General features: G+C 68.8%; 9 protein-coding genes. 5 read left to right on the plus strand and 4 right to left on the minus strand.

Annotated elements, in window-relative coordinates; all coding sequences use genetic code 11:
- Positions 1-10: 10 nt before the first annotated feature.
- From ACQY9S_RS08065 to ACQY9S_RS08080, 4 genes are read left to right on the plus strand one after another with little or no spacing between them, the layout of a single operon-like run.
- Positions 11-712, plus strand: coding sequence for a vWA domain-containing protein (locus ACQY9S_RS08065; protein ID WP_428424628.1), 702 nt, complete (start codon positions 11-13; stop codon positions 710-712).
- Positions 713-714: 2 nt separating this feature from the next.
- Entirely contained in the window at positions 715-1,995 is a 1,281-nt protein-coding gene (locus ACQY9S_RS08070) for a PP2C family serine/threonine-protein phosphatase (RefSeq protein WP_428424630.1), read from the plus strand.
- On the plus strand, positions 1,992-2,942 hold the full coding sequence (locus ACQY9S_RS08075; RefSeq protein ID WP_428424632.1) for a hypothetical protein: 951 nt from the start codon (positions 1,992-1,994) through the stop codon (positions 2,940-2,942). The genes ACQY9S_RS08070 and ACQY9S_RS08075 overlap by 4 nt, the downstream gene beginning before the upstream one ends.
- 14 nt (positions 2,943-2,956) lie before the next feature.
- The gene (locus ACQY9S_RS08080) at positions 2,957-3,934 is read left to right on the plus strand and encodes a hypothetical protein (protein WP_428424634.1); all 978 of its coding nucleotides are present in this window, start codon (positions 2,957-2,959) and stop codon (positions 3,932-3,934) included.
- A gap of 164 nt (positions 3,935-4,098) precedes the next feature.
- Here the strand turns inward: ACQY9S_RS08080 and ACQY9S_RS08085 are convergent, their stop codons facing one another.
- The 4 genes from ACQY9S_RS08085 to ACQY9S_RS08100 form a co-directional block, all read right to left on the minus strand.
- The gene (locus ACQY9S_RS08085) at positions 4,099-4,776 is read right to left on the minus strand and encodes a 4'-phosphopantetheinyl transferase family protein (RefSeq protein WP_428425646.1); all 678 of its coding nucleotides are present in this window, start codon (positions 4,774-4,776) and stop codon (positions 4,099-4,101) included.
- A 17-nt stretch (positions 4,777-4,793) separates the two neighbouring features.
- Positions 4,794-17,315 carry an amino acid adenylation domain-containing protein gene (locus ACQY9S_RS08090; RefSeq protein ID WP_428424636.1) on the minus strand — a complete coding sequence of 4,174 codons (12,522 nt, stop codon included), beginning with the start codon at positions 17,313-17,315 and terminating at the stop codon, positions 4,794-4,796.
- Positions 17,316-17,394: 79 nt separating this feature from the next.
- Entirely contained in the window at positions 17,395-19,560 is a 2,166-nt protein-coding gene (locus ACQY9S_RS08095; RefSeq protein ID WP_428424638.1) for an AMP-binding protein, read from the minus strand.
- A 211-nt stretch (positions 19,561-19,771) separates the two neighbouring features.
- Entirely contained in the window at positions 19,772-20,215 is a 444-nt protein-coding gene (locus ACQY9S_RS08100) for a hypothetical protein (protein WP_428424640.1), read from the minus strand.
- Positions 20,216-20,410: 195 nt separating this feature from the next.
- Here ACQY9S_RS08100 and ACQY9S_RS08105 point away from each other — a divergent pair, with 195 nt between their 5' ends.
- On the plus strand, positions 20,411-20,806 hold the full coding sequence (locus ACQY9S_RS08105; RefSeq protein ID WP_428424642.1) for a DUF2946 family protein: 396 nt from the start codon (positions 20,411-20,413) through the stop codon (positions 20,804-20,806).
- The last annotated feature ends 49 nt before the right edge of the window (positions 20,807-20,855 follow it).

Consider the following 20,855-nt stretch of genomic DNA (forward strand, 5'->3'; position numbering starts at 1 on the left):
CCGGTCGATCATGGAAGCCACCACGACGCGCAAGGTGCCCGGCGGCCGCATGGCGCGGCGTGAGCTGCACTTTATCTGGCTGCTGGACACCTCGGGATCGATGCGCGTGGACGGCAAGATCCAATCCTTGAACGTGGCGATCCGCGAGGCCGTCCCGCAACTGCAGTCTGCCGCGCGCGACAACCCCAATGTCGACGTGCTCGTGCGCGCGGTCAGCTTCTCGTCCGGCGCGCGCTGGCACATCGCCGAGCCCACGCCGGTCGCAGCGCTGCGCTGGAACGACGTGACCGCCGAGGGCCACACCGACATGGGCAAGGCACTGCAGCTCGTCGCCGAGGCCTTGAAGTCACCACCGATGCCCGAGCGTGCCGTCTCGCCGGTCCTGGTGCTGGTGACCGACGGACACCACACCGACGACTTCAACGCCGGCCTCGCGGCGCTGATGGCCGAGCGCTGGGGCGCGGAGGCGGTGCGCATCGCGATCGCGATCGGCCGCGATGTCAGCCACGGCGCCCTGCGCAAGTTCATCGGCAACGACGAGCTGCAGCCCTTGCAGGCCAACAACCCCGAGGCCCTGGTGCAGCAGATCCGCTGGGCCTCGCGTTCCGGCGTCGAGTCCGCCTCCCAGGTGATCGACGACGCGCAGAAGAAGCGGCTCTACCAGGCCCAGGCCTCCAGCTCGACCGACGGCGTCGCCGGCGACGAGTGGTAGCCATGTCGCAACCCGCAACCGGCTCCTTCGGCGGCTGGCAGGTGCGCAGCGCGTCGGTGCGTGGCGCCGCCCACCTGCGCGACGGCCTGCCGAACCAGGACAGCGCGGCGGTCTGGCCGCAGGAGGGACAGGACGCGCTGCCGATGATCGTCGCGATCGCCGATGGTCACGGCGGCGCGCGGCACTTCCGCAGTGCGGTCGGCGCCGCGATCGCGGTCGAGGTCACGGTGCGCGCGCTGCGCGAGCTCGCTCCCGAGATCGACGCCGCGGCACCGCAAGCGCGTGCCGCCCTCGTGTCGAACAGGCTGGCCGACCGCGTCGTCGGCGCGTGGTCGGCAGCGGTCGCCGCTCACCTGCTGTCGCACCCCGTTTCCGCGGACGAGTGGCGCGCGGTCGAGGCGCGCGAGGGCAACGCGGCACGGCAGTCGGTCGAGGCCGACCCCGTCGTCGCCTATGGCGCCACGCTGCTGGCGGCGATGGTCACCGCGGAGTCGCTGGTGCTGGCGCAACTCGGTGACGGCGACATCCTGGCCGTCGTCCCGGACGGCCGCACCGTGCGCCCGGTCGCCAGCGACGAGCGCCTGGTCGGCAACCTCACCACCTCCCTGTGCCTGCCGACCGCGCGGGCCGATCTGCGAACGAGCGTGGTGCCCGCGGCCGACGTGCCGTTCGAATTGCTGCTGCTGTCGACCGACGGCTACGCAAACTCGTTTCGCAGCGATGCCGATTTCCTGCTCGTCGGGCGCGACTTCCTCGAGATCGTTCGCGCCCAGGGGCTGGCCGGCCTGCACGACGAGTTGGAACAGATCCTGTCGCATGCGTCGGAGAACGGCAGCGGCGACGACATCACGCTGGGGCTGCTGTGGCGCCCCGGTGTCGCAGCCGGCGCCCTGCCAGCCGCCGCCGCCAGCCTCACGCAGAGCGAGGCGTCGCCCGCGGGCGACGGCGACGGCAGGACCCCGCCGAGGCGGCCGTCCAGCGAGGCCAGCGTGCTGCGCCAGCAACTCGATGCGCTGTCTTCGACGGCTCGCCGGCGCGGTTGGATCGCGCTGGCCGCGGCAGCGGTGGCCGCCTTGGCCCTGGGCGTCGCGTTGCGGCACCGCACGCCCGGAGACGGCAGCCCGCCCGGGTCGGCGGCAGCGACCGCCGCGACGACGTCGAATTCCAGGCTGGGTCATGCCCCCGGCGGCGCCGAACCCGCGGCCCAGAACAGTCCGGCCGACCACCCGGCATCGCACGCTCCGCGCCCTACGGAACACAAGCGCCCACCCCGCACACCATGAGCACCGCGCGTCCGCCCCATCCCCCCGCAGCCGTGCCGCCAGAAGCATCGAGCGCCGACGCACGCGCGCGCGCCGCGCTGTGCCGGCTGGTCGCCGAGCGCGGCGTCGCACTCGCTGCCGACAGCAGCCTGCTGCAAGCCTTGCTGGCCGACGAATGCGGTGACGCGCGGCAGGCCAACACGCTGGTCTGCGTGGCGGCCGAGGAGCGCGTGCCGGCCGACCTGTCGGCCAGCCACGGCGAGCCGCTCATCGTGCTGATCCCGCGCCTTGCGACGCGGCTTGCGAGGTCGCGCGGTCTGGACATCCGGTCCGCACGCTGGGCCGTCGACAGCTGGGCGCTGGCGCTGGCGCTGGCCACGCCCGAAGCGCTGGCCGCGATCCCGCTCCCGCCGCTGCCGGGCGGGATGATGCAGCGCTTGCCGGAGCCGGTGCGCGCCGTCGCGAACCTGCTGGTCGAGAAGCGCCGCGCCATCGGCGTGATCGTCGCCGTGCTCGTGATCTGGTGGGTCGGGCGGGAGGTGCTCGACCAGGTGTCGAACGCGGGGGCCCTGCGGGCCCTGCTGCCCCCGCAGTCGGGCGCGGTCCACGCGCGTGCGGCCCGCAAGGACAACCAGGACGGCGTCGAATTCCTGATCCCGGTGCAGGTGGGCGGAGCGAAGTTCCAGCGCTGTGAACTGGGCTCCTGGATCAACTACCGCAGCGGCGGCAAGGTGATGGCGCGCACGCCACGGGGTGCCTACGCGACACCGGATGGCCAGATGTCGCGCATGCAGTTCTGGTTTCCACGCTGGCACGACGAGAGCAGCGTGCGGGCCATCTTCTTCCCCGCCAGCGAGTTCCCGCTGCGTGACGCCGGGCGTGCCGTGCAGTACGACCTGGTGATGCAGTTCCGCTGCGCCGGCCAGGTGCTGATCGGCCGCACACGGGTGCCGATCGTGTTCGAGTGAATTCGAGACTTGCCATGAACGACAGTGCGCGCAGCGCCCTAAGACGACTGATCGCCGAGTTCGATGCCGGGCTGCGGCGCGATCCGCAGCGCCTGGGCGGGCTGCTGCGCGATGAATGCGGAGAGGCCAAGCAGGAAATCAACCTGCTGATCGATGCGATGCACGAGCAGGTCGTCGACGAACTCGCGGGCGCGACCGAGCCGCTGCAGGTGGTGCTGCCGCGGCTCGCACAGCGGATGACGATGCACCGCGGCACCGACCCCGCTTACGCGCGCTGGGCCGTCGAGAGCTGGGCCCTCGCGCTCGGCATGGACGTCGCGGCATCGACGCCGGCACCGGCGCCGGGTCCGATGCGCCCGCCCGCACCAGCGCCCGGTCCCCACGGCGTGCCGCCGCCCGCGCCGACGCGATCGCTGTTCGAGCGCCTGGGCAGTTGGTTCATCGCTGCAAACGGCAGGCCGCGCTGGAAGGTCGTGCTGCCGATCGCGCTCTTGATACTCGCCCCCTTCCTCACCAAGACCGCACCCGCGCGCGCGCCCTACATCGTCAAGATCGACTTCGGCGGCCGCAGCTTCACGGGCAACGACTCGTCGGTCGAGCCCGTCACCTCGCTGGTCGGCGACGGCCAGCGCTACCCCGCCGAGATCTATTTCGAGGATCCGCAGGCCGACATCGAGCAACTGCGCGTGCGCATGCTGGTCGGCGAATTCGCGGGCGGCAAGACGGAGAACGTCTACAAGGTCGAATTGCGCGGTCGTTCCAGCGGCAAGTTCATCCACACCTTCAGCGGTTCGGCAGCGACGGCGGTGCTCACCGCCGAGCTGACGCTGATCGACCTGGAAGGCAACGTCAGCAAGCCGGTGCTGCTGCGCTACGCGTTCCAGGCTCCGCCGCAGCGCGGCGGCAACCGCGCCCCGGCCGCGACATCCGACCCGCGCCAGTTGCTGCCCCAAGGCCTGCGCTGGCCGAGTTCCGGCGGCAGCAAGCGCTAGGCGGGGCTGCCGCGGCGAACTCATACGGCATTGCATTCAAACGCATCAGTTGGAAGCTTGGGCCCGAGTGCGTTGCGGTGTTCGGTGTCTTTGTCCGGAAAGCCGACTGTCAAACGTCAGCGAGGGCGTCGGGTGACTTGATAGGTTCGAACGTGGATTGGTATCTAGGCGTCGCAGCGGTACGCCATGCAGGCGACGTGGTGCGCGTCGAGCTCGATATCCGTGAAAGCCCAGCATGCCGCTGAACTGCCGGCGTTTCGGTCGTACAGCAGGCGCGGCAGGCCTGCGGCGTCCTCGACGATGCTGATATCGTGCAGCGGGCGGCTCAGGCCCTCACCGAGCGCCTTGACATAGGCCTCTTTCCGAACCCACACGGTGGCGAAGGCACGAGCACGATGACTGTCCGGCACACCGTTCAGGAACGCGAGTTCTTCCCGGGACAGCACGCCTTCGAACTGATCGATGCGCGCCAGGTCCTCCCGCACGGCCTCGACATCGACGCCGATCGGCGCCGCGGCGTCGATCGCGTGCAACACCCAGTCGCCGGAATGACTGGTATTGAAGTGCAGCGAGAAGCGCGCATCGGCCAAAAAGGGTTTGCCGAACTCGTTCCTGCAGAACGCGAGGTCTCGCCCGGCGACGCCGATCAAGCTGCCGAGGATCTGGCGCAGACTGCTTCGAGCAATGACAAAACGCGCGCGATCGGCTTCGTTGCGATAGCGCCGGGCCTGTTGCCGCTCGGCGTCGTCGAGCCACGGCCAGTGCGCTTCGAGATGCGAGGACTCGGTGCTGACGCGGAGCCGCCGCACCTCCCGCCGGCAGGAAGACGCCTCGTCGCGCATCGACACCGTGGAGTGCATCAGACCGAAGCGACGGCTCTCTCGCCGGGTGCGCGAGTTTCATCGCCGGGCCCCGGCAGGCGCTCGCTGAGCAAGGCCGCGAGCGCGCGCGCGTGCTGCGCTTCGAGCATGTCGCTGTGGCTGCATTGCAGGTTGCCGACGTCGACGCCTTGTCCGATCAGGCTGCTCCATCCCATCAGCAGATCGTCTTCGATCATGCCGGGCCGGTATTCCTTGACCGCGGCGCGGATCAGCGTCAGCCGCCCCGGATAGAAGGTCGGGACATAGGCCCTCCAGGCGTCGTAGACCCGCTTTGCCTGGGCTTCGATCGCGCGCACGAAGGCGGCCGTCGGGTCGACGACATCCGTGGCCTTGAACACGGTCGGGTCGTCGGCGAAGCCGAAGTACTTCTTCAGCATCTTGAATCTTTCGACCAGGTAGGCAGCCGCCTCGTGCGGCTCGAAGCTCCATGCGTGCTTGATATGCAAAGCCGCTCGCACCAGGAAAGAGCGCCGGCGCGGATAGCCCGGCGCCGCGCAATCGAGCAGCGCGAGCAGGCCGACCGATTCGCCGTCGCGCTGGAGTTGTTGGGCGATCTCGTAGACGATCTTGCCGCCCAGCGAGAACCCTGCCAGGTGGTAGGGGCCGCAGGGCTGGATCTTGCGCATGTCTTGCCGCATCTGCGTCGCGATGTCGACCACCGTGATCGCGGCGCCGGGAGACTCATCGACCGCGTTGAAGTCGAGCACGTACAGCGGCTGGTCGTCACCGAGTTCATCGGCCAGCTTGCGAAACGGCAGAAGCGCCCCGCCAAAGCCTGAAACGAAGAACAGCGGCACTCGCGCGCCTCGCGCCTGCACCGCGACCGCGCAACTCGACCGCGGCCGCTGTTGCGGCAAGCGCAGCATCGAGGCCTGACCCCGGATCGTCGGTGCTTCGAACAGCGCGGCCAGGCCGAAGCTGCAACCGAACTGCTTGTCGACCGCATCGAGCAGCTTGATGGCCAGCAGGGAATGGCCGCCGAGTTCGAAGAAGCTGTCTTCGGGGCCGATCGGCCGGACTCCCAGAACGTTCTCCCAGATGCGTTGCAGCCTGCGCTCGAGATCGTCGGCCGGACTGTCTTGCCTGGCGGCACGCTCGACGGGAACGAGGATGGGGCTGGGCAGCGCCGCACGGTCGAACTTGCCGTTCGCGGTCAAAGGCAAGGCGTCGAGCATGACCACCGACGAAGGCAGCATGTACGACGGGAGCTGCGTGGCAAGGCGGTCGCACAGTTCCTTGGCCGACGGCGCGCTGGACGGATCGGACGCCACCACGTAGGCGACCAGTCGCTTGTCTCCCGGCTGATCCTCCCGAACGATGACGGCGCATTGCGCAATACCGGTCTCGCGCGCAAGAGCGGCCTCGATCTCGCCCAGCTCGATGCGGAATCCGCGCAGCTTCACCTGCCGGTCGATGCGGCCGCAGTAGTCCAGGTCGCCGCAAGGCCGATAGCGCACCAGATCACCGGTCCGGTACAAGCGCTCGCCCGGCCGGAAGGGGTCGGCGACGAATCGCTCGCCCGTCAGCTCGGTGCGGTTCAGGTATTCGCGCGCCAGTCCCGATCCGCCGATATAGAGCTCGCCGACGACACCGACCGGCACCGGTTGGAGCGACGAGTCCAGCACGTGGCAGCGCGTGTTGGCGACGGGTCGGCCGATCGGGACGCGGGGTGGCGTCATGGACCGGATCGGCGGCACCTCGTACCAGGTCGCGAAGGTGGTCGTCTCGGTCGGGCCGTACACGTTGAGCAGTCGCTTCGGCGGCCCGGCGTCGATCACCCGCTGCACGGCGACCGGGTCGACTTCCTCGCCGCCGAACAGCAGGTGATCGAGCCGGCGAAATATTTCAGGGGACCGCGCAGCGTGCTCGTTGAACAGTGCCGTGGTCAGGAACATCGTGTTGATGCGATGCACCTCGATCTGGTGCGCGAGCGCCGCGCCCGACAGCAGCGTCTCCCTGGGCACGATGACGAGTCGCGCGCCGTTCAACAAGGCGCCCCAGATCTCGAAGGTGGCCGCGTCGAACGAGCTGTTCGACGCCTGGGCCACGCCGTCCGCCGGGCCGAGTCGCACATAGTCGGTGTCGACCACGAGCCGGACCACCGCGCGATGCGAGACCGCCACCCCTTTTGGCGTGCCGGTGGAGCCGGAGGTGTAGATGACGTAGGCCAGGTGCTCCGGGGTGGCCAGCGCGGGCAGGTCGGTGTCGGGCTGGTGCGTCAGCGCGGCCCAGTCGCTGTCGATGCACAGCACCCGCGCGCCGCTCCCGGGCAGCTGCGCTCGCAGCGCCTGCTCCGTGATCACCACCGGGGCCGCGGTATCACCGAGCATGAAGGCCAGCCGCTCGCTCGGGTACTGCGGATCGAGCGGCACGTAGGCCCCACCGGCCTTCAGGATCGCCAGCAGCGCCACCACCATGGCGGGGCTGCGCTGCAGGCACAGCCCCACCAGCACGTCGGGCCCCACGCCCAGCCCGCGCAGCTCGTGCGCCAGGCGGTTGGCACGCCGGTTGAGTTCGGCGTAGCCGAGCTGCTGGCTGTCCAGGATCACCGCGATCGCCTGGGGGCTGCGCCGCACCTGTGCCTCGAAGAGCTGGTGCAGGTTGTGCTGCGCAGGAAACTCGCGGGCCGTGTCGTTCCACGCCTGCAGCACGTGCTCTCGTTCGTCGGCCCGCATCAGCGGCAGCCTCATGATCGATTGCCCGGGATCCGCAGCGATGGCTTCGAGCAGGCAGCCCAGCTGCCGACCCATGCGCTCGATGCTGCCCGCATCGAACAGATCCGTCGCGTACTCCAGCACCCCTTGCAACACTCCGTCCACCTCGGTCAGCGCGAGCAGGAGATCGAACTTGGCGGTAGCGCGAGGCAACGGCAGCCGCTCGGCGCGCAGCCCGCTCAGGGTGAGCTCGCTGGCAGGCATGTTCTGCAGCGCGAACGACACCTGGTACAGCGGGTTGCGGCTCAGGTCGCGCTGCGGGCTGAGCTCGGCGACCAGTTTGTCGAAGGGCAGTTCCTGATGCGCGTAGGCATCCAGGCAGACCTGTCGCACCCGGCCGAGCAACTGCACGAAGCTCGGCTCGCCCGACAGATCGCTGCGCAGCACCAGCGTGTTGACGAAGTAGCCGATCAACGGCTCGAATTCGGTGCGGTTGCGGCCGGCTCCTGGCGAGCCCACCACCACGTCACGCTGGCCCGAGTAGCGCATCAAGAGCACCTGGAACGCCGCCAGCAGCAGCATGAACAAGGTGACGTTCTCGCGCCGCGCGAGCGCCTTCAATTCGGCCACGACCTCCGGCGCGATCTCGACACGCGCGAGCGCGCCGCGATGGCTGGGACGGGCCGGCCGTGCTCGGTCGGTCGGCAGTTGCAGCGTCTCGAGGTTTGCGAGCTGCTTGCGCCAGTAGCCCAGATCGCGTTCGGTGGTCGGGCCCTCGAGGTGCTGGCGCTGCCACACCGCATAGTCGGCAAACTGGATCGGCAGCGCGCTCAGCGGGTCGGGCCGTCCCGCATGGAACGCCGCATACAGCGCGCCAAGCTCCCGCGCGAGCACGTCCAGCGACCAGCCGTCGGCGACGATGTGGTGAACCACCAGCAGCAGCACGTGCTCGTCGTCGGACAGACGCAGCAAGCTGGCCCGCAGCAGCGGCGCTTGCGACAGATCGAAGGGCTCGGCCACGCCGGCGCGCAGCCACTCGCCCAGCGCGAGTTCGCGCTGCGCCAGCGTGTCGCCGCCGACGGGCACCGGCTCGAGCCGCAGAGCAGGCGCCACCTCGTCGAGCGAATGCACCACCTGCACCGGTGCACCGTCGAGCTGCTCGAAGGCAGTGCGCAGGCTCTCGTGGCGTCCCACCAGCGAAAGCACGCTGCGCCCGAGAGCCGCAACGTCGAGCGGGCCGCGCACACGAACGGCCCGCGTGATGTGGTAGACGTCGCTCGGACCCATCAGGCCATTCAGGAACCAGAGGCTGGCCTGCGCAAAGGACGTCGGCGCCGCGCCGCGGCGTGGCGCCGGGAGGATGGCCGATGAGGCGCCTGGGGGCACCGTGCGGAGTTGCAGGGGCGTCGCGGATTTCGCGGTCTGGTGCCGAACGATCTCCGTGGCGAGACGGGCCACCGTCGTGGCTTCAAACAGGCTGCGAACCGCGAAATCGGTCTGAAATTCGCTTCGGATTCGCGCCACGACCCGTATCGCCAGCAGCGAATGGCCGCCGAGATCGAAGAAGTCGTCGTGCACGCCGACGCGCGCGACACCCAGCACCTCGGACCAGATGCGAACCAGTGCGTCTTCGATCGGCGACCGTGCGGCGACGTAGCCGGCACGATCGCACGCGATCTCCGGCGCCGGCAGCGCCTTGCGATCGAGCTTGCCGTTGGGTGTCAGCGGCAAGCGGTCCAGGACCACATACGCGGCCGGCACCATGTAGTGCGGCAGCACCGCCTGCAGGTGCCGCCGCAGCGCCTCGGCACTGACCGTTTCACGTGCGCAGAAGTAGGCCACCAGCCGCTTGTCGCCCGGCTTGTCCTCGCGTGCGAGCACCGCCACCTCGCTGACCGCCGGGTGCTTCGCCAGTTGCGCCTCGATCTCGCCCAGTTCGATGCGAAAGCCACGGATCTTCACCTGGAAGTCATTGCGCCCGAGGTACTCGAGCTCGCCCGTGGGCAGCCAGCAGCCCAGGTCGCCGGTCTTGTACAGCCGCGCTGCGGCCGCTGCGCCGAACGGGTCCGCAATGAAGCGCTGACGCGTGAGTTCGGGCTTGTTCAGGTAGCCGCGCGCCACGCCCACGCCACCGATGTGGATCTCCCCCGCCACCCCGATGGGTGCCGGCTGCAGCCGCTCGTCCAGGACATGGATCTGGGTGTTGTCGATCGGCCGGCCGATGGGCACCCGACCGGGCAGAACGCCGGAGCGGCAGTGCCAGTGCGTCACGTCGACGGCCGCTTCCGTCGGGCCGTACAGGTTGTACAGCTGCGCCATCGGCAGCTTGCGCAGGCATCGCTCCTGCAGGTCGTACGGCAGCGCTTCGCCGCTGCACACCACGCGCCGCAAACTGCCCAGGGCCGCCGTGCCGCTGCCCTCGTCCAGATGCTCCAGGAACTGCTGCAGCATCGAAGGCACGAAATGCAAGGTGGAAACGCCGGCCTGCTGGATGAGTTGCACCAGATAGGCCGGATCCTTGTGGCCATCGGGGCGCGCGACCACCAGCGTGGCACCATGGAGCAAGGTCCAGAAGAACTCCCACACCGACACATCGAAGCTGAAGGGAGTCTTCTGCAGCACCCGCTCGCCGACTTCCAACCGGTAGGCCCGCTGCATCCACACCAATCGGTTGACCACCGCGGCGTGTTCGTTCATGGCCCCCTTGGGCGCACCGGTGGAGCCCGAGGTGTAGATCACGTAGGCCAGGTGCCGCGAGTTCAACCCGAGTTCGGTGCCGCAAGGATTGTGCGTTGGCAGATCCTGCAGGCGCAGGGTATCCAGCTCCAACCATGGAGCCGTGACCTCGGGCGGGCGCTGCAGCAGCGCACCGTGCGTGAGCACGACCGCCGGCTGCGCATCGCGCAGCAGGTACGCCAGCCGCTGCGGCGGATAGCCGGGGTCCAGCGGAACATAGGCGCCCCCGGCCTTCAGGATTCCCAGCAGCCCCACCACCATCTCCACGCCACGCTCCACGCAGATCGCCACCCGCTGGTCGGGCCCTAGCCCCTGCGCCCGCAGACAATGCGCCAGTTGGTTGGCCCGTGCATTGAGCTCGGCGTAGGTGACGGACTGTTCTTCGAACACCACGGCCACGGCTTGCGGCGTCCTGCCGACCTGTTCCTCGAACAACTCGTGGATCAGCTTCTCGCTCGGGTACGCCGCATCGGTGGCGTTGAACTGCTGCAACTGCCGCCGCTCGGATTCGGGCAGCACGTCGAGCCGGTACAGCGGTGTCGCTGGCGCGCTCTCCAGCGCCGACATCAGCTGTTCCAGCGCGGTGTGCATGAACTCGCACACGCGCTCGGGCCGCACTGGCGACTGCACCTGCACGGTCAGGGTGAGCGCGTCGCCCAGGTCATCCACGCTGAGCGTGAGCGGGTAGTTGGTGAGATTCGCCTGCGTCACCTCGATACCCGCGCGGGCCTGCGACACCTCGGTCCAGGGCAGCACGTCGGCGGCCGCGCCGCGGCGGTAGTTGAGCAGCGCGCTGAACAGCGGTGCCGGAGCGGCCACCGCGCTGCAGCGCTGCGCCAGCGCGAGCGGCGCATGCTCGTGACACAACAGCCGTGCAAAGAGCGCGTGCACGTCGTTCAAGCCGCTCAGCACGCTCGCATCGCCCAAACGCACGCGCAACGGCAGGGTGTTGATGAACAGCCCCAGCGCCCGATCAGCACCGGCCCCCCCTTGCATGCGGCCGAACAGGACCGTGCCGAACACCACGTCTTCACGTCCCGTCACGCGCGCCAGCACCAGGGCCCAGGCAAGGTGGCACACGCTGGCGGCGCTGACGCCGAGCGCGCGCGCACCGCGGAGCAGACGCTGCGCCAGCCCGGCGTCGACAGCGAGGCGCGCCTCGGCGATATCGGCGCCACTGCCATGCATGCCGACCAGCCCGAAGGGCAGGGTCGGCTCGTCGACATCGGCCAGCATCGTTCGGAAGAACGCCTCGTGCTCGTCGCGCGACACGCCCAGCCGGGTCTGCGCGACGAAATTCCGGAACGGCACCGGCGGCGGCAGCCGATCGGCCCGACCGACCAGATGCGCTTGCACCTCCTGTTCCAGCACTTCTTTCGACGTGTGGTCCGTCGCGAGATGATGGAACAGCTGCGCCACGATCCAGCGCGCATGGGGTTCATCGTAGGCGATGCGCACGCGCAGCATCGAGGCTTCCCGCACGTCGATGCGGCAGCGGGTCGGGTCGAAGCGCGCTTGCAGCTGGTGGGCCACGTCGCCTTCGGTCGGGTCGAGCTGCAGCTCCTCGATCGACAGCGGTGCATGCCGCCACACCACCTGCAGAGGCTCGGGCAGATCCTCCCACAGCACGGCGGTGCGCAGGATGTCGTGTCGGTCCACCACCTGCTGCAGGGCCCGCAGGTAGGCATCCAGTTGCGCACGGTCCGCAAAAGCGAACAGGTCGCGGAGCAGGTAGCGGTCCCCCTCGCTCTGGGCCAGGTGGTGGAACAGGATGCCTTCCTGCAGCGGCGCCAGCGGGTAGATGTCCTGCACATTGGCAGCGCCGCCGGGCACCGTGGCGACGATGCGCGCGATGTGCTCGACCGTCAGCTCCACCAGCGGCAGCATGTGCGGCGTGATCGAGCCGCAGCGAGGCGGAATCAGATTCGGCGGGACCTGCACCTCGCCGCTGCCGCCCCCCACCGCGGCCGCCAGGGCCGCGAGCGTGGGCGCGACGAACAGGGTGTGCACGTCGGCCGCCAGCCCGGCCCGACGCATGCGCTCGATCAGCCTGATCGCGAGCAACGAATGGCCGCCGAGCTTGAAGAAGTCGTCGTGGCGACCGACGCGCTCGATCCCCAGCGCCTCGGCCCACAAACGCGCCAGCGTGAGCTCGACCTCGCCTCGCGGCGATTCATGGACGGGGGTCGCACCCTCCTGAGCATTCGGCACCGGCAAGGCCTTGCGGTCGAGCTTGCCGTTGAGTGTCAGCGGGATCGCCTCGAGCTCAACGATGTGATTCGGCAGCATGTACTCGGGCAGGCCGGCGCGCAGATGCGCGTGCAGGACGTCGGCCGAGGGCATGCTGCCCCTGGCGACGACGTACGCGACCAGACGCGGATCGCCCCCCCGATCCTCGCGAACAACGGCGACGCAGCGGGCCACTTGCGGGTGCGATGCCATGCGGGCCTCGATCTCGCCGAGTTCGATGCGGAAACCTCGGATCTTGACCTGGTGATCGACGCGGCCGATGTACTCGATCGTGCCGTCGGGCAGATAGCGCGCGAGATCGCCGGTCCGGTACAGCCGCTCGCCTTCGCGGAACGGGTCGCGAATGAACCTTTCTGCGGTCAGTTCGGGCCGGTTCAGATAGCCGCGGGCCAGACCGACGCCGCCGACATGCAACTCGCCGACGACACCGATCGGCACCGGCTGCAGCCAGGCATCGAGGATGTGGCAGCGCGCGTTCGCGACCGGCCTGCCGATCGGCACGGTACCGGGACCCTGCGCAACGGCATGCACCTCGAAGCATGTGCTGTCGATGCTTGCTTCGGTGGGGCCGTAGCAGTTCGCGAGCGTCGCGTCGGGCAGGCATTCGGCGAAGCGGCGTGCCAAGGCCCGATCGAGCGCCTCGCCGCCGCAGACCATGTAGCGCAGGCTGCGGCATTCGCGGAACGACGGCTGGTCGAGCAAGACGCTCAGTTCCGACGGCACCGACTGCGCGATCGTGATGTGATGGTCGTGGATCGTGCGAGCGATATAGGCAGCGTCGCCGCGCCCGGCTTCCTTCACGAGCACCAACGCAGCGCCGGCGGTCAGGGGGGCGAACAACTCCCAGACCGACGCATCGAAGCTGATCGATGTCTTCTGCAGCAATCGGTCCTCGGCGCCGAGCCCCAGCTGCCCGGTGATCCAGTGGTTGTGATTGCAGATGCCTCGATGCGAGACCGCCACCCCCTTTGGCGTGCCGGTGGAGCCGGAGGTGTAGATGACGTAGGCCAGGTGCTCCGGGGTGGCCAGCGCGGGCAGGTCGGTGTCGGGCTGGTGCGCCAGCGCAGCCCAGTCGCTGTCGATGCACAGCACCCGCGCGCCGCTCCCGGGCAGCTGCGCTCGCAGCGCCTGCTCCGTGATCACCACCGGGGCCGCGGTATCACCGAGCATGAAGGCCAGCCGCTCGCTCGGGTACTGCGGATCGAGCGGCACGTAGGCCCCACCGGCCTTCAGGATCGCCAGCAGCGCCACCACCATGGCGGGGCTGCGCTGCAGGCACAGCCCCACCAGCACGTCGGGCCCCACGCCCAGCCCGCGCAGCTCGTGCGCCAGGCGGTTGGCACGCCGGTTGAGTTCGGCGTAGCCGAGCTGCTGGCTGTCCAGGATCACCGCGATCGCCTGGGGGCTGCGCCGCACCTGTGCCTCGAAGAGCTGGTGCAGGTTGTGCTGCGCAGGAAACTCGCGGGCCGTGTCGTTCCACGCCTGCAGCACGTGCTCTCGTTCGTCGGCCCGCATCAGCGGCAGCCTCATGATCGATTGCCCGGGATCCGCAGCGATGGCTTCGAGCAGGCAGCCCAGCTGCCGACCCATGCGCTCGATGCTGCCCGCATCGAACAGATCCGTCGCGTACTCCAGCACCCCTTGCAACACTCCGTCCACCTCGGTCAGCGCGAGCGACAGGTCGAACTTCGACTCCGTCACCGGCAGCCCGATCGGCTGCGCCGCCAGCCCGCCCAGATCGAGCAGGGATTCGGAGTGGCTCTGCAGTGCGAACGACACCTGGTACAGCGGGTTGCGGCTCAGGTCGCGCTGCGGGCTGAGCTCGGCGACGAGCCGGTCGAACGGCAGGTCCTGGTGGGCGAAAGCATCGAGCGCCGTTTCGCGCACCCGGCGCAGCGATTCGGTGAACTCCGGGTTGCCCGACAGATCCGTGCGCAAGACAACCGTGTTGACGAACAAGCCGATCAGCCCCTCGAACTCGACCCGGTTGCGGCCGGCGACCGGAACACCGACCGCGAGGTCCTGCTGGCCCGAATGGCGCATCAGCAGCACCTGGTACGCCGTCAGCAACAGCATGAACAGCGTCGCGTTCTCGCGCCGCGCCACGGCATGCAGTTTCTCGACCAAGGGCCCGGGCACCACGAAGCGCTCGACCGCTCCGCGCTGGCTGGCTCGCACCGGCCGCGGTCGGTCGGTGGGCAGCTCGAGCGTCTGCAGACCCTGCAACTGCTCGCGCCAGTACTGCAGCTGCTGCGCCTCGACGCCGGACGCGAGCCGCCGGCGTTGCCACAAGGCATGGTCGCCGTACTGGACCGGCAGAGGCGGCAGCACGGAGCCATTCCGAGCGCAGGCATACAAGGCGCCGAGCTCACGTGCCAGCACGCCCATCGACCAGCCGTCGGACACGATGTGGTGCACGACGAGCAGCAACACATGCTCGTTGTCACCCATGCGCCACAGCTGCGCGCGCAGCAAGGGCGCGCACGACAGGTCGAAGGGGGCGGCCACCATGGCCTGCAACGACGCGCCGAGCGCTTGTTCGCGCTCGTCCGGCGTGTTGCCTGCGACCGGCACCGGGGTCAGTCTCAGGCCGGCGGCAACTTCGTCGAATGCGCGCACCCTTTGCGTCGGCACTCCTTGGCGATCCTCGAAGGCCGTGCGAAGACTCTCGTGCCGTTCCACCAGAGCGCGCACGCCGTGCTCGAGCGCGGCGACGTCCAGCGTGCCCTGCAGACGCACCGCTCGGGCCATGTTGTAGACCCCGCTCGGCCCGGTCAACTGGTCCAGGAACCACAAGCCTTCCTGCGCGAAGGACAGGGCCATCTCGCTCGATCCGGGCCGCCGCTCGAGGGTGCGCGCAGCCTCGTGTCGCTGTCGGCGCAGTGCCAGCAGGCGGCTCCTGGCGTTGCCGCTTGCCGCCGCCGAGGCGGCTGCCTCGACGGCCGGTGACGGCACATTCGGCTCGCCGGGCAGCGCCATGTGCGGTGTCGTCTGCGCCGTTCGGCCGTCGGCTTCAAGAAGTTCTGTGGCCGGGCCGACGGCCGTGTCGAGCGGTGCGCCCCCGGCAGCGTCGATCACGACCGCCAGCTCGGCAATCGTCGGGTACCGGAAGAGTTCGGGCACCGACAGCGCCACGCCATGCCGCTCATTGATCCGCGCCATCGCGCGCGTGCCCTTCAGGGAATCGCCGCCGAGGGCGAAGAAGCCGTCGTGCAAACCAACGGGTCCGCAGCCGAGGATCTCGCGAAAGATGGCGCCGAGTGAGCACTGGGTACCGGTTCGCGGGCTGACGAAATCCTTCTCGATGAGCTTGCCGAATCTCGTGCGCAGCTCGCCGCGCCGGACCTTGCCGACGGCACTGACCGGCAGCGACTCGACGAAGACGATGGTCGATGGCAGCTTGAATTGCGCAAGGCGTTCGAACAGGAAGCCGCGCAGCCCGGCCTCCCCGATGGTCGCGCCATCGCGCAGCACCACGGCCGCCGCCAGTTCCTCGCCCAGCGTGGCATGGGGAACACCGAAGGCGGCCGCCTGCGCGACGGCCGGGTGTTCCAGCAGCGCCTCATCGACCTCGCGCGGCGAAATCTTCTGGCCGCCCCGATTGACGATCTCCTTCAGACGCCCCGTGATGAACAGGTAGCCGTCGTCGTCGAACCGGCCCTGGTCGCCGGTCCGGAACCAGCCGTCCGGGCATGAATCGTCGGCATCGGCGTGGTTCTCGTAGCCGGCAATGACCCCCGGGCCCCTGATGGTGATTTCGCCGACGGCACCCGGCGGGACCCGCCGTCCGGCTTCGTCGATCAGCATGATCTCGACCCCGGCAGGCAGACCGACCGAGCCGGGCTTGCGCACACCCGGCGGCAACGGATTGATGGCGATGGGCGTGCGCTCGGTCATCCCGTAGGCCTCGATGAGCGGGGCGTCCATCAGCGCTTCGAGACTGCGCAGCGTCGCGGGTGCCAGCGGGGCCGCGCCGGAACGCAGGAAGCGGAATCGGTGTTCCGGCGCCCGTTGCCGGTACTGCGCGCCATGGGCGAGCACCCACTGGTGCATGGTCGGCACCGCGCTGTACCAGGTCGGTTGATACTGCGCGACCCAATCGAAGAACGCATCGCCGTCGAGGCCCGGCGCGCACACCACGCTGCCGCCGCTGGCCACCGTTGCCAGGATGCTGCTCACCAGACCGTGGGTGTGAAACAAGGGCCGTACGTTCAGGCAGCGATCTGCCGGCGACAGCGCAAAGTGCTGGATGTTGGTGCGGATCGTGGCGACAAGATGGGCCTGCTCGAGCAGGACGATCTTCGGACGGGCCGTCGTACCCGACGTGGGCAGGACCAGGGCGATGTCGCTCGATTGCGCAGGGCTGTGGGGCTCGACGAGATCGCAGGACCCGGGTGGCAGCCGGAACTGCCCGGCAGGCAAGGTCGTGTCGACATCGATCTCCAGCAAGCCGAGGCCCAGGTCCCGCGCCACGGCGGGCAACGGACCGCCCTCCCCCTTGCGAACGATGACGACCCGCGCACGAACGTCGGCCAGGTACGACCGCAACTCCGCTGCCTGGGAGCCCGGATTCACCGGAACACAGGCGGCACACGCCGAGACGCCGAGGAATGCGGTGGCCATCTCGGGCCCGTTGGGGAGCATGACGGCAACGCGCACCGATGGCGTCACGCCGTGCGAGTGCAGGACGGTGGCCACATGCCGGACTTGCGACCACAGGCCAGCGTAGGTCAACGCAGACCGGCCGGGCGCAAGGATGGCTGCGGCATCGGGCCGTTGTCTCGCCTGCTGCTGCAGCAGCATCGCCAGCGTGCAGTCCGGATCCTCCAGAAGCGCCAATGCCGGGCAAGACGGCTTCATACGGCAGCCGCGGTGACGTCGTTGCCGCAGCGGTGTCCTTGCGGACGCAGGAACGGGCGCACTCCCTCGCGCTCGGCGTTCAGCGTGGGCTCCATGGTGTCACCGCCTCCTCCTGTGCAAGCAGCCGGGCGACTTCTTCGTCGGTCATCTGGTCGATCTCGGCCGCCAGCTCGTGGGTCCAGTCGTCGGCAGCCGCCTTGGCCGCCTCGACCTCGATCGCGAGCATGCCGATCGTCGGATGGCTGAACAGTTTCGGCACGGCGATCTCGACGCCATGTTCCGATGCGATGCGTGCCATCACCTGGGTGCCCTTCAGCGAATCGCCGCCGAGGGAGAAGAAGTTGTCATCCCTGCCGACCGGCGCACAACCGAGCACCTCGCGGAAGATCAGATCGAGCGAACGTTCCACGTCGGTGCCAGGCGCGACGAAGGCTCTACCCAGCAGGTGCCCGAGCTTCTCGTGCAGGCTGGTGCGCTGGATCTTTCCGGTGGCGCCCTTCGGTATGGCGTCGACGAAAGCGATGCTCGAAGGCACCTTGAAGCCGGCGAGGCGAGCGAACAGGAAGCTGCGCAATTCGAATTCACCGGATCGCGCGCCGTCGCGCAGAACCACCGCGGCGGCCAGATCCTCGCCGAGCGTGGGATGGGGCACCGCGAAAGCGACCGCCTGCAGCACGTCGGGATGCTCGAGCAAGGCCTCGTCGACTTCGCGCGGCGAGATCTTCTCGCCGCCGCGGTTGACGATCTCCTTCAGGCGGCCCGAGATGTAGAGGTAGCCCTCGTCGTCGAAGCGGCCCTGGTCGCCCGTCCTGAACCAACCGTCGCAGAAGGCCTTGGCATTGGCGGCGGTGTTGTTCTCGTACCCTGCCGTCACACCGGGGCCCCGGATCACGATCTCGCCGGTGGCACCCGCGGCGAGCAAGCGGCCCGACTCGTCCATCAACGCGATCTCGGCTCCGGTCGGCACCCCCACCGAGCCCGCCTTGCGGGGGCCCGACAGCGGATTGCTCGCCATTTCGTGCGAGGCCTCCGTCATTCCGAAGGCTTCGATGACCGGCACGCCGGTCAGCGCCTGCAGCGAGTCGAAGGTCTTCGGCGGAAGCGCCGACGAGGACGATCGCACGAACCGGAAGCGGTGCGCCGGCGCGACCTGCCGATAGCGTGCCCCCTGCGCCACCACCGATTGGTGGATCGTCGGCACCGCGGTGTACCAGCTCGGTTCGAAGTGCGCGACCCAGTCGAAGAAGGCGCGATCGTCGAAGCCCGGACTGCACACGATGCTGGAGCCGCCCGCCACCGAAGCCAGCAGCGCACCGACCAGTCCATGGATGTGGAACAGCGGCATCACGTTCATGCAACGATCCGCCGGCCGCAGGGCCAGGTTGCGGGCGATGTTGCGAGCCGAGGCGACGAGATTGGCGTGACTGAGTGGAACGATCTTCGGCCGCGCTGTCGTGCCGGAGGTGTGCAGGATCAACGCGGGGTCGCGAGCCTCGGAAAAAGAGGGGTCGCCAGCGCCATCTCGCGACCAGCCGCCGATGCTGAACCGACCGGCCGGAAGCGACGGGTCGGCATCGATCTCGAGCACGCCGAGATTCATGTCCCTGGCCACGGCGAGCACGGGCCCGCACTCGCCTTTGCCGACGATGACGAATTCCGCGCGGGTGTCTTCCAGGTAGAACCGCAACTCCGCGGCCTGATACGCCGGGTTCAGCGGTGCACAGACAGCGCACGCTGCAACACCCAGGAAGGTGGCCGCCATCTCGGGTCCGTTGGGCAACACGACGGCCACTCGTGTCGACGACGTCACGCCTTGCGCCCGCAGGGCGCCGGCAATGTACTGAACCTGCCCCCAAAGATCGGCATACGTCAGTGGTGGGCGGCCTGGAGCGAGGAGGGCCGCGGCGGCCGGCTGCTTCGACGCCTGCTCACGCAAAAGTGCCGGGAGTGCGGAGTCGACGGAAGGCTCTTGCGTCATCTTCGCGGTCATCGGTAATACCTCACACGCAGGTTCGTCAGCGTTGGCTGGCGGCAGCCTAACACCGCGGCATCGGCCGCAGCGCCCCCCCGAGTCGATGCAGTCCGTTAGGGAATGCTCGATATTTGCCGGTATCACCAGCACGCCGCAGGCGCCGCGCAGTCGTTCGAGGCCGTGAAGGCTCCAGCGGCTTCGCTGCCGGCCGTCGTCCAGGTGACCCAGATGCCGCTGGTCCTCGACGCCGCCGAGGCCCCGGCTGCTTTGCATGGCGCTCTCCTGTTCTTGTCTGCAGCTTCGACCTTCCCATGATTGGAAAGTCAAGCGGCGCGCTGTCGAGAGGTCAAACCGACAGCAATCCAAAGACCGAGCGCCGCCAGGCAGGCCCAGCATGGCCAGAACAGAACGCGCTCCCACCAGAAGGGCGACCCCTCCCGGTTCTCGAACCTGTACTCAGGGTGAGGCTCGAGTCGCCTGACCACTACTTGGAGGCAGGGGGCTGCATGCCCTCGCGGTCCATCATCATCTGCATCATCATTTCCATCATGTCCATGCGACGCTTCATCGTCTCCGGATCCATGGCATCGCCGGCCGGACCCTTGGCACCACCCGCGCCCATGCCGCCGCCCATCGTCCCACCGCGCATCTGGCCCATCATCCCCATGCCGTCCTGCATGGTCTTCATGTGGTCCTTCATCAGCGCGGCGCGCTCCTCGGGTGTCTTGGCCGCAGCCATCTTCTGATGCATCTCCTGCATCATCTTCATCTGCTGGTCGTATTGGGCGGGCGCAGGCGTGCCCACGGCAGCGCCAGGGGGGTGGTGTGCCGCGTGCTCGTCGGTCTCCTTGGATGCACCGCCCGGCAGGGAAGAACATCCGACCAACAGCGCCACTGCCAGCGCGCTCGAACCTGCGACGAACTTCATGGTCTTCTCCTGTGTCTCGGACGCTGAAACAGCGGCCTATGTCGACAGCTTGGGCCCGAACGAGGCGCTCGCCGTTGATACGGGTCAAGCCAGCGCACGGAAAGCAAGGGGCGCAGCCACGAAGGCCCGCACAGGTTTGCGGGGACTTCACTCTCCATATCCGACCATGCCCGTCTGATCGATAATCAATTTGCTGTGAAAACCTTCCGCGTCGTCTTCCTGATGTTGCTCGCGTTGCTGCTCCCCATCCGCAGCGCGGTCGCTGGCGCCATGCTGTGCCCGGAAGGCAGTTCGTCGGCGGTGCATGCGCAGACCTCGGAGCACGGCGGCCACGACATTCATCACGACCCGGGCACCGCGCATCGTCACGACCAGACGGGTTCGGCCCATCATGACGAGCAGTCGGGTTCCGCGGGCCACGCCAGCGGCTGCAACGTCTGCGCGACGTTCTGTTCGATGACGCCGATGCCGAGCGCGATGCCGGCGCTCGCGCAGCCGATGGAGGCCTCCACGGTGACATTTCCCGCGCTCCCGGCTCCGGCGGCGACGTTCCAGTCGGACGGCCAGGAACGTCCTCCACGAAGCCTCTGACCCCCGCCAGGCCCCCGACGCGAGGCCTGACAGCGCTCGTGCCTTCGTC

Origin of the sequence: Methylibium sp. (genome assembly GCF_965279545.1) — a bacterium.
Taxonomy (GTDB): Bacteria; Pseudomonadota; Gammaproteobacteria; order Burkholderiales; family Burkholderiaceae_C; genus Methylibium.

What these genes read in the sequence shown, in the direction of transcription:
- ACQY9S_RS08070 (WP_428424630.1), top strand. Translation starts at nt 715, where the DNA reads ATGTCGCAACCCGCAACCGGCTCCTTCGGCGGCTGGCAGGTGCGCAGC.
- ACQY9S_RS08100 (WP_428424640.1), bottom strand. Translation starts at nt 20,215, where the DNA reads ATGAAGTTCGTCGCAGGTTCGAGCGCGCTGGCAGTGGCGCTGTTGGTC.
- ACQY9S_RS08075 (WP_428424632.1), top strand. Translation starts at nt 1,992, where the DNA reads ATGAGCACCGCGCGTCCGCCCCATCCCCCCGCAGCCGTGCCGCCAGAA.
- ACQY9S_RS08065 (WP_428424628.1), top strand. Translation starts at nt 11, where the DNA reads ATGGAAGCCACCACGACGCGCAAGGTGCCCGGCGGCCGCATGGCGCGG.
- ACQY9S_RS08085 (WP_428425646.1), bottom strand. Translation starts at nt 4,776, where the DNA reads ATGCGCGACGAGGCGTCTTCCTGCCGGCGGGAGGTGCGGCGGCTCCGC.
- ACQY9S_RS08080 (WP_428424634.1), top strand. Translation starts at nt 2,957, where the DNA reads ATGAACGACAGTGCGCGCAGCGCCCTAAGACGACTGATCGCCGAGTTC.
- ACQY9S_RS08095 (WP_428424638.1), bottom strand. Translation starts at nt 19,560, where the DNA reads ATGCAAAGCAGCCGGGGCCTCGGCGGCGTCGAGGACCAGCGGCATCTG.
- ACQY9S_RS08090 (WP_428424636.1), bottom strand. Translation starts at nt 17,315, where the DNA reads ATGAAGCCGTCTTGCCCGGCATTGGCGCTTCTGGAGGATCCGGACTGC.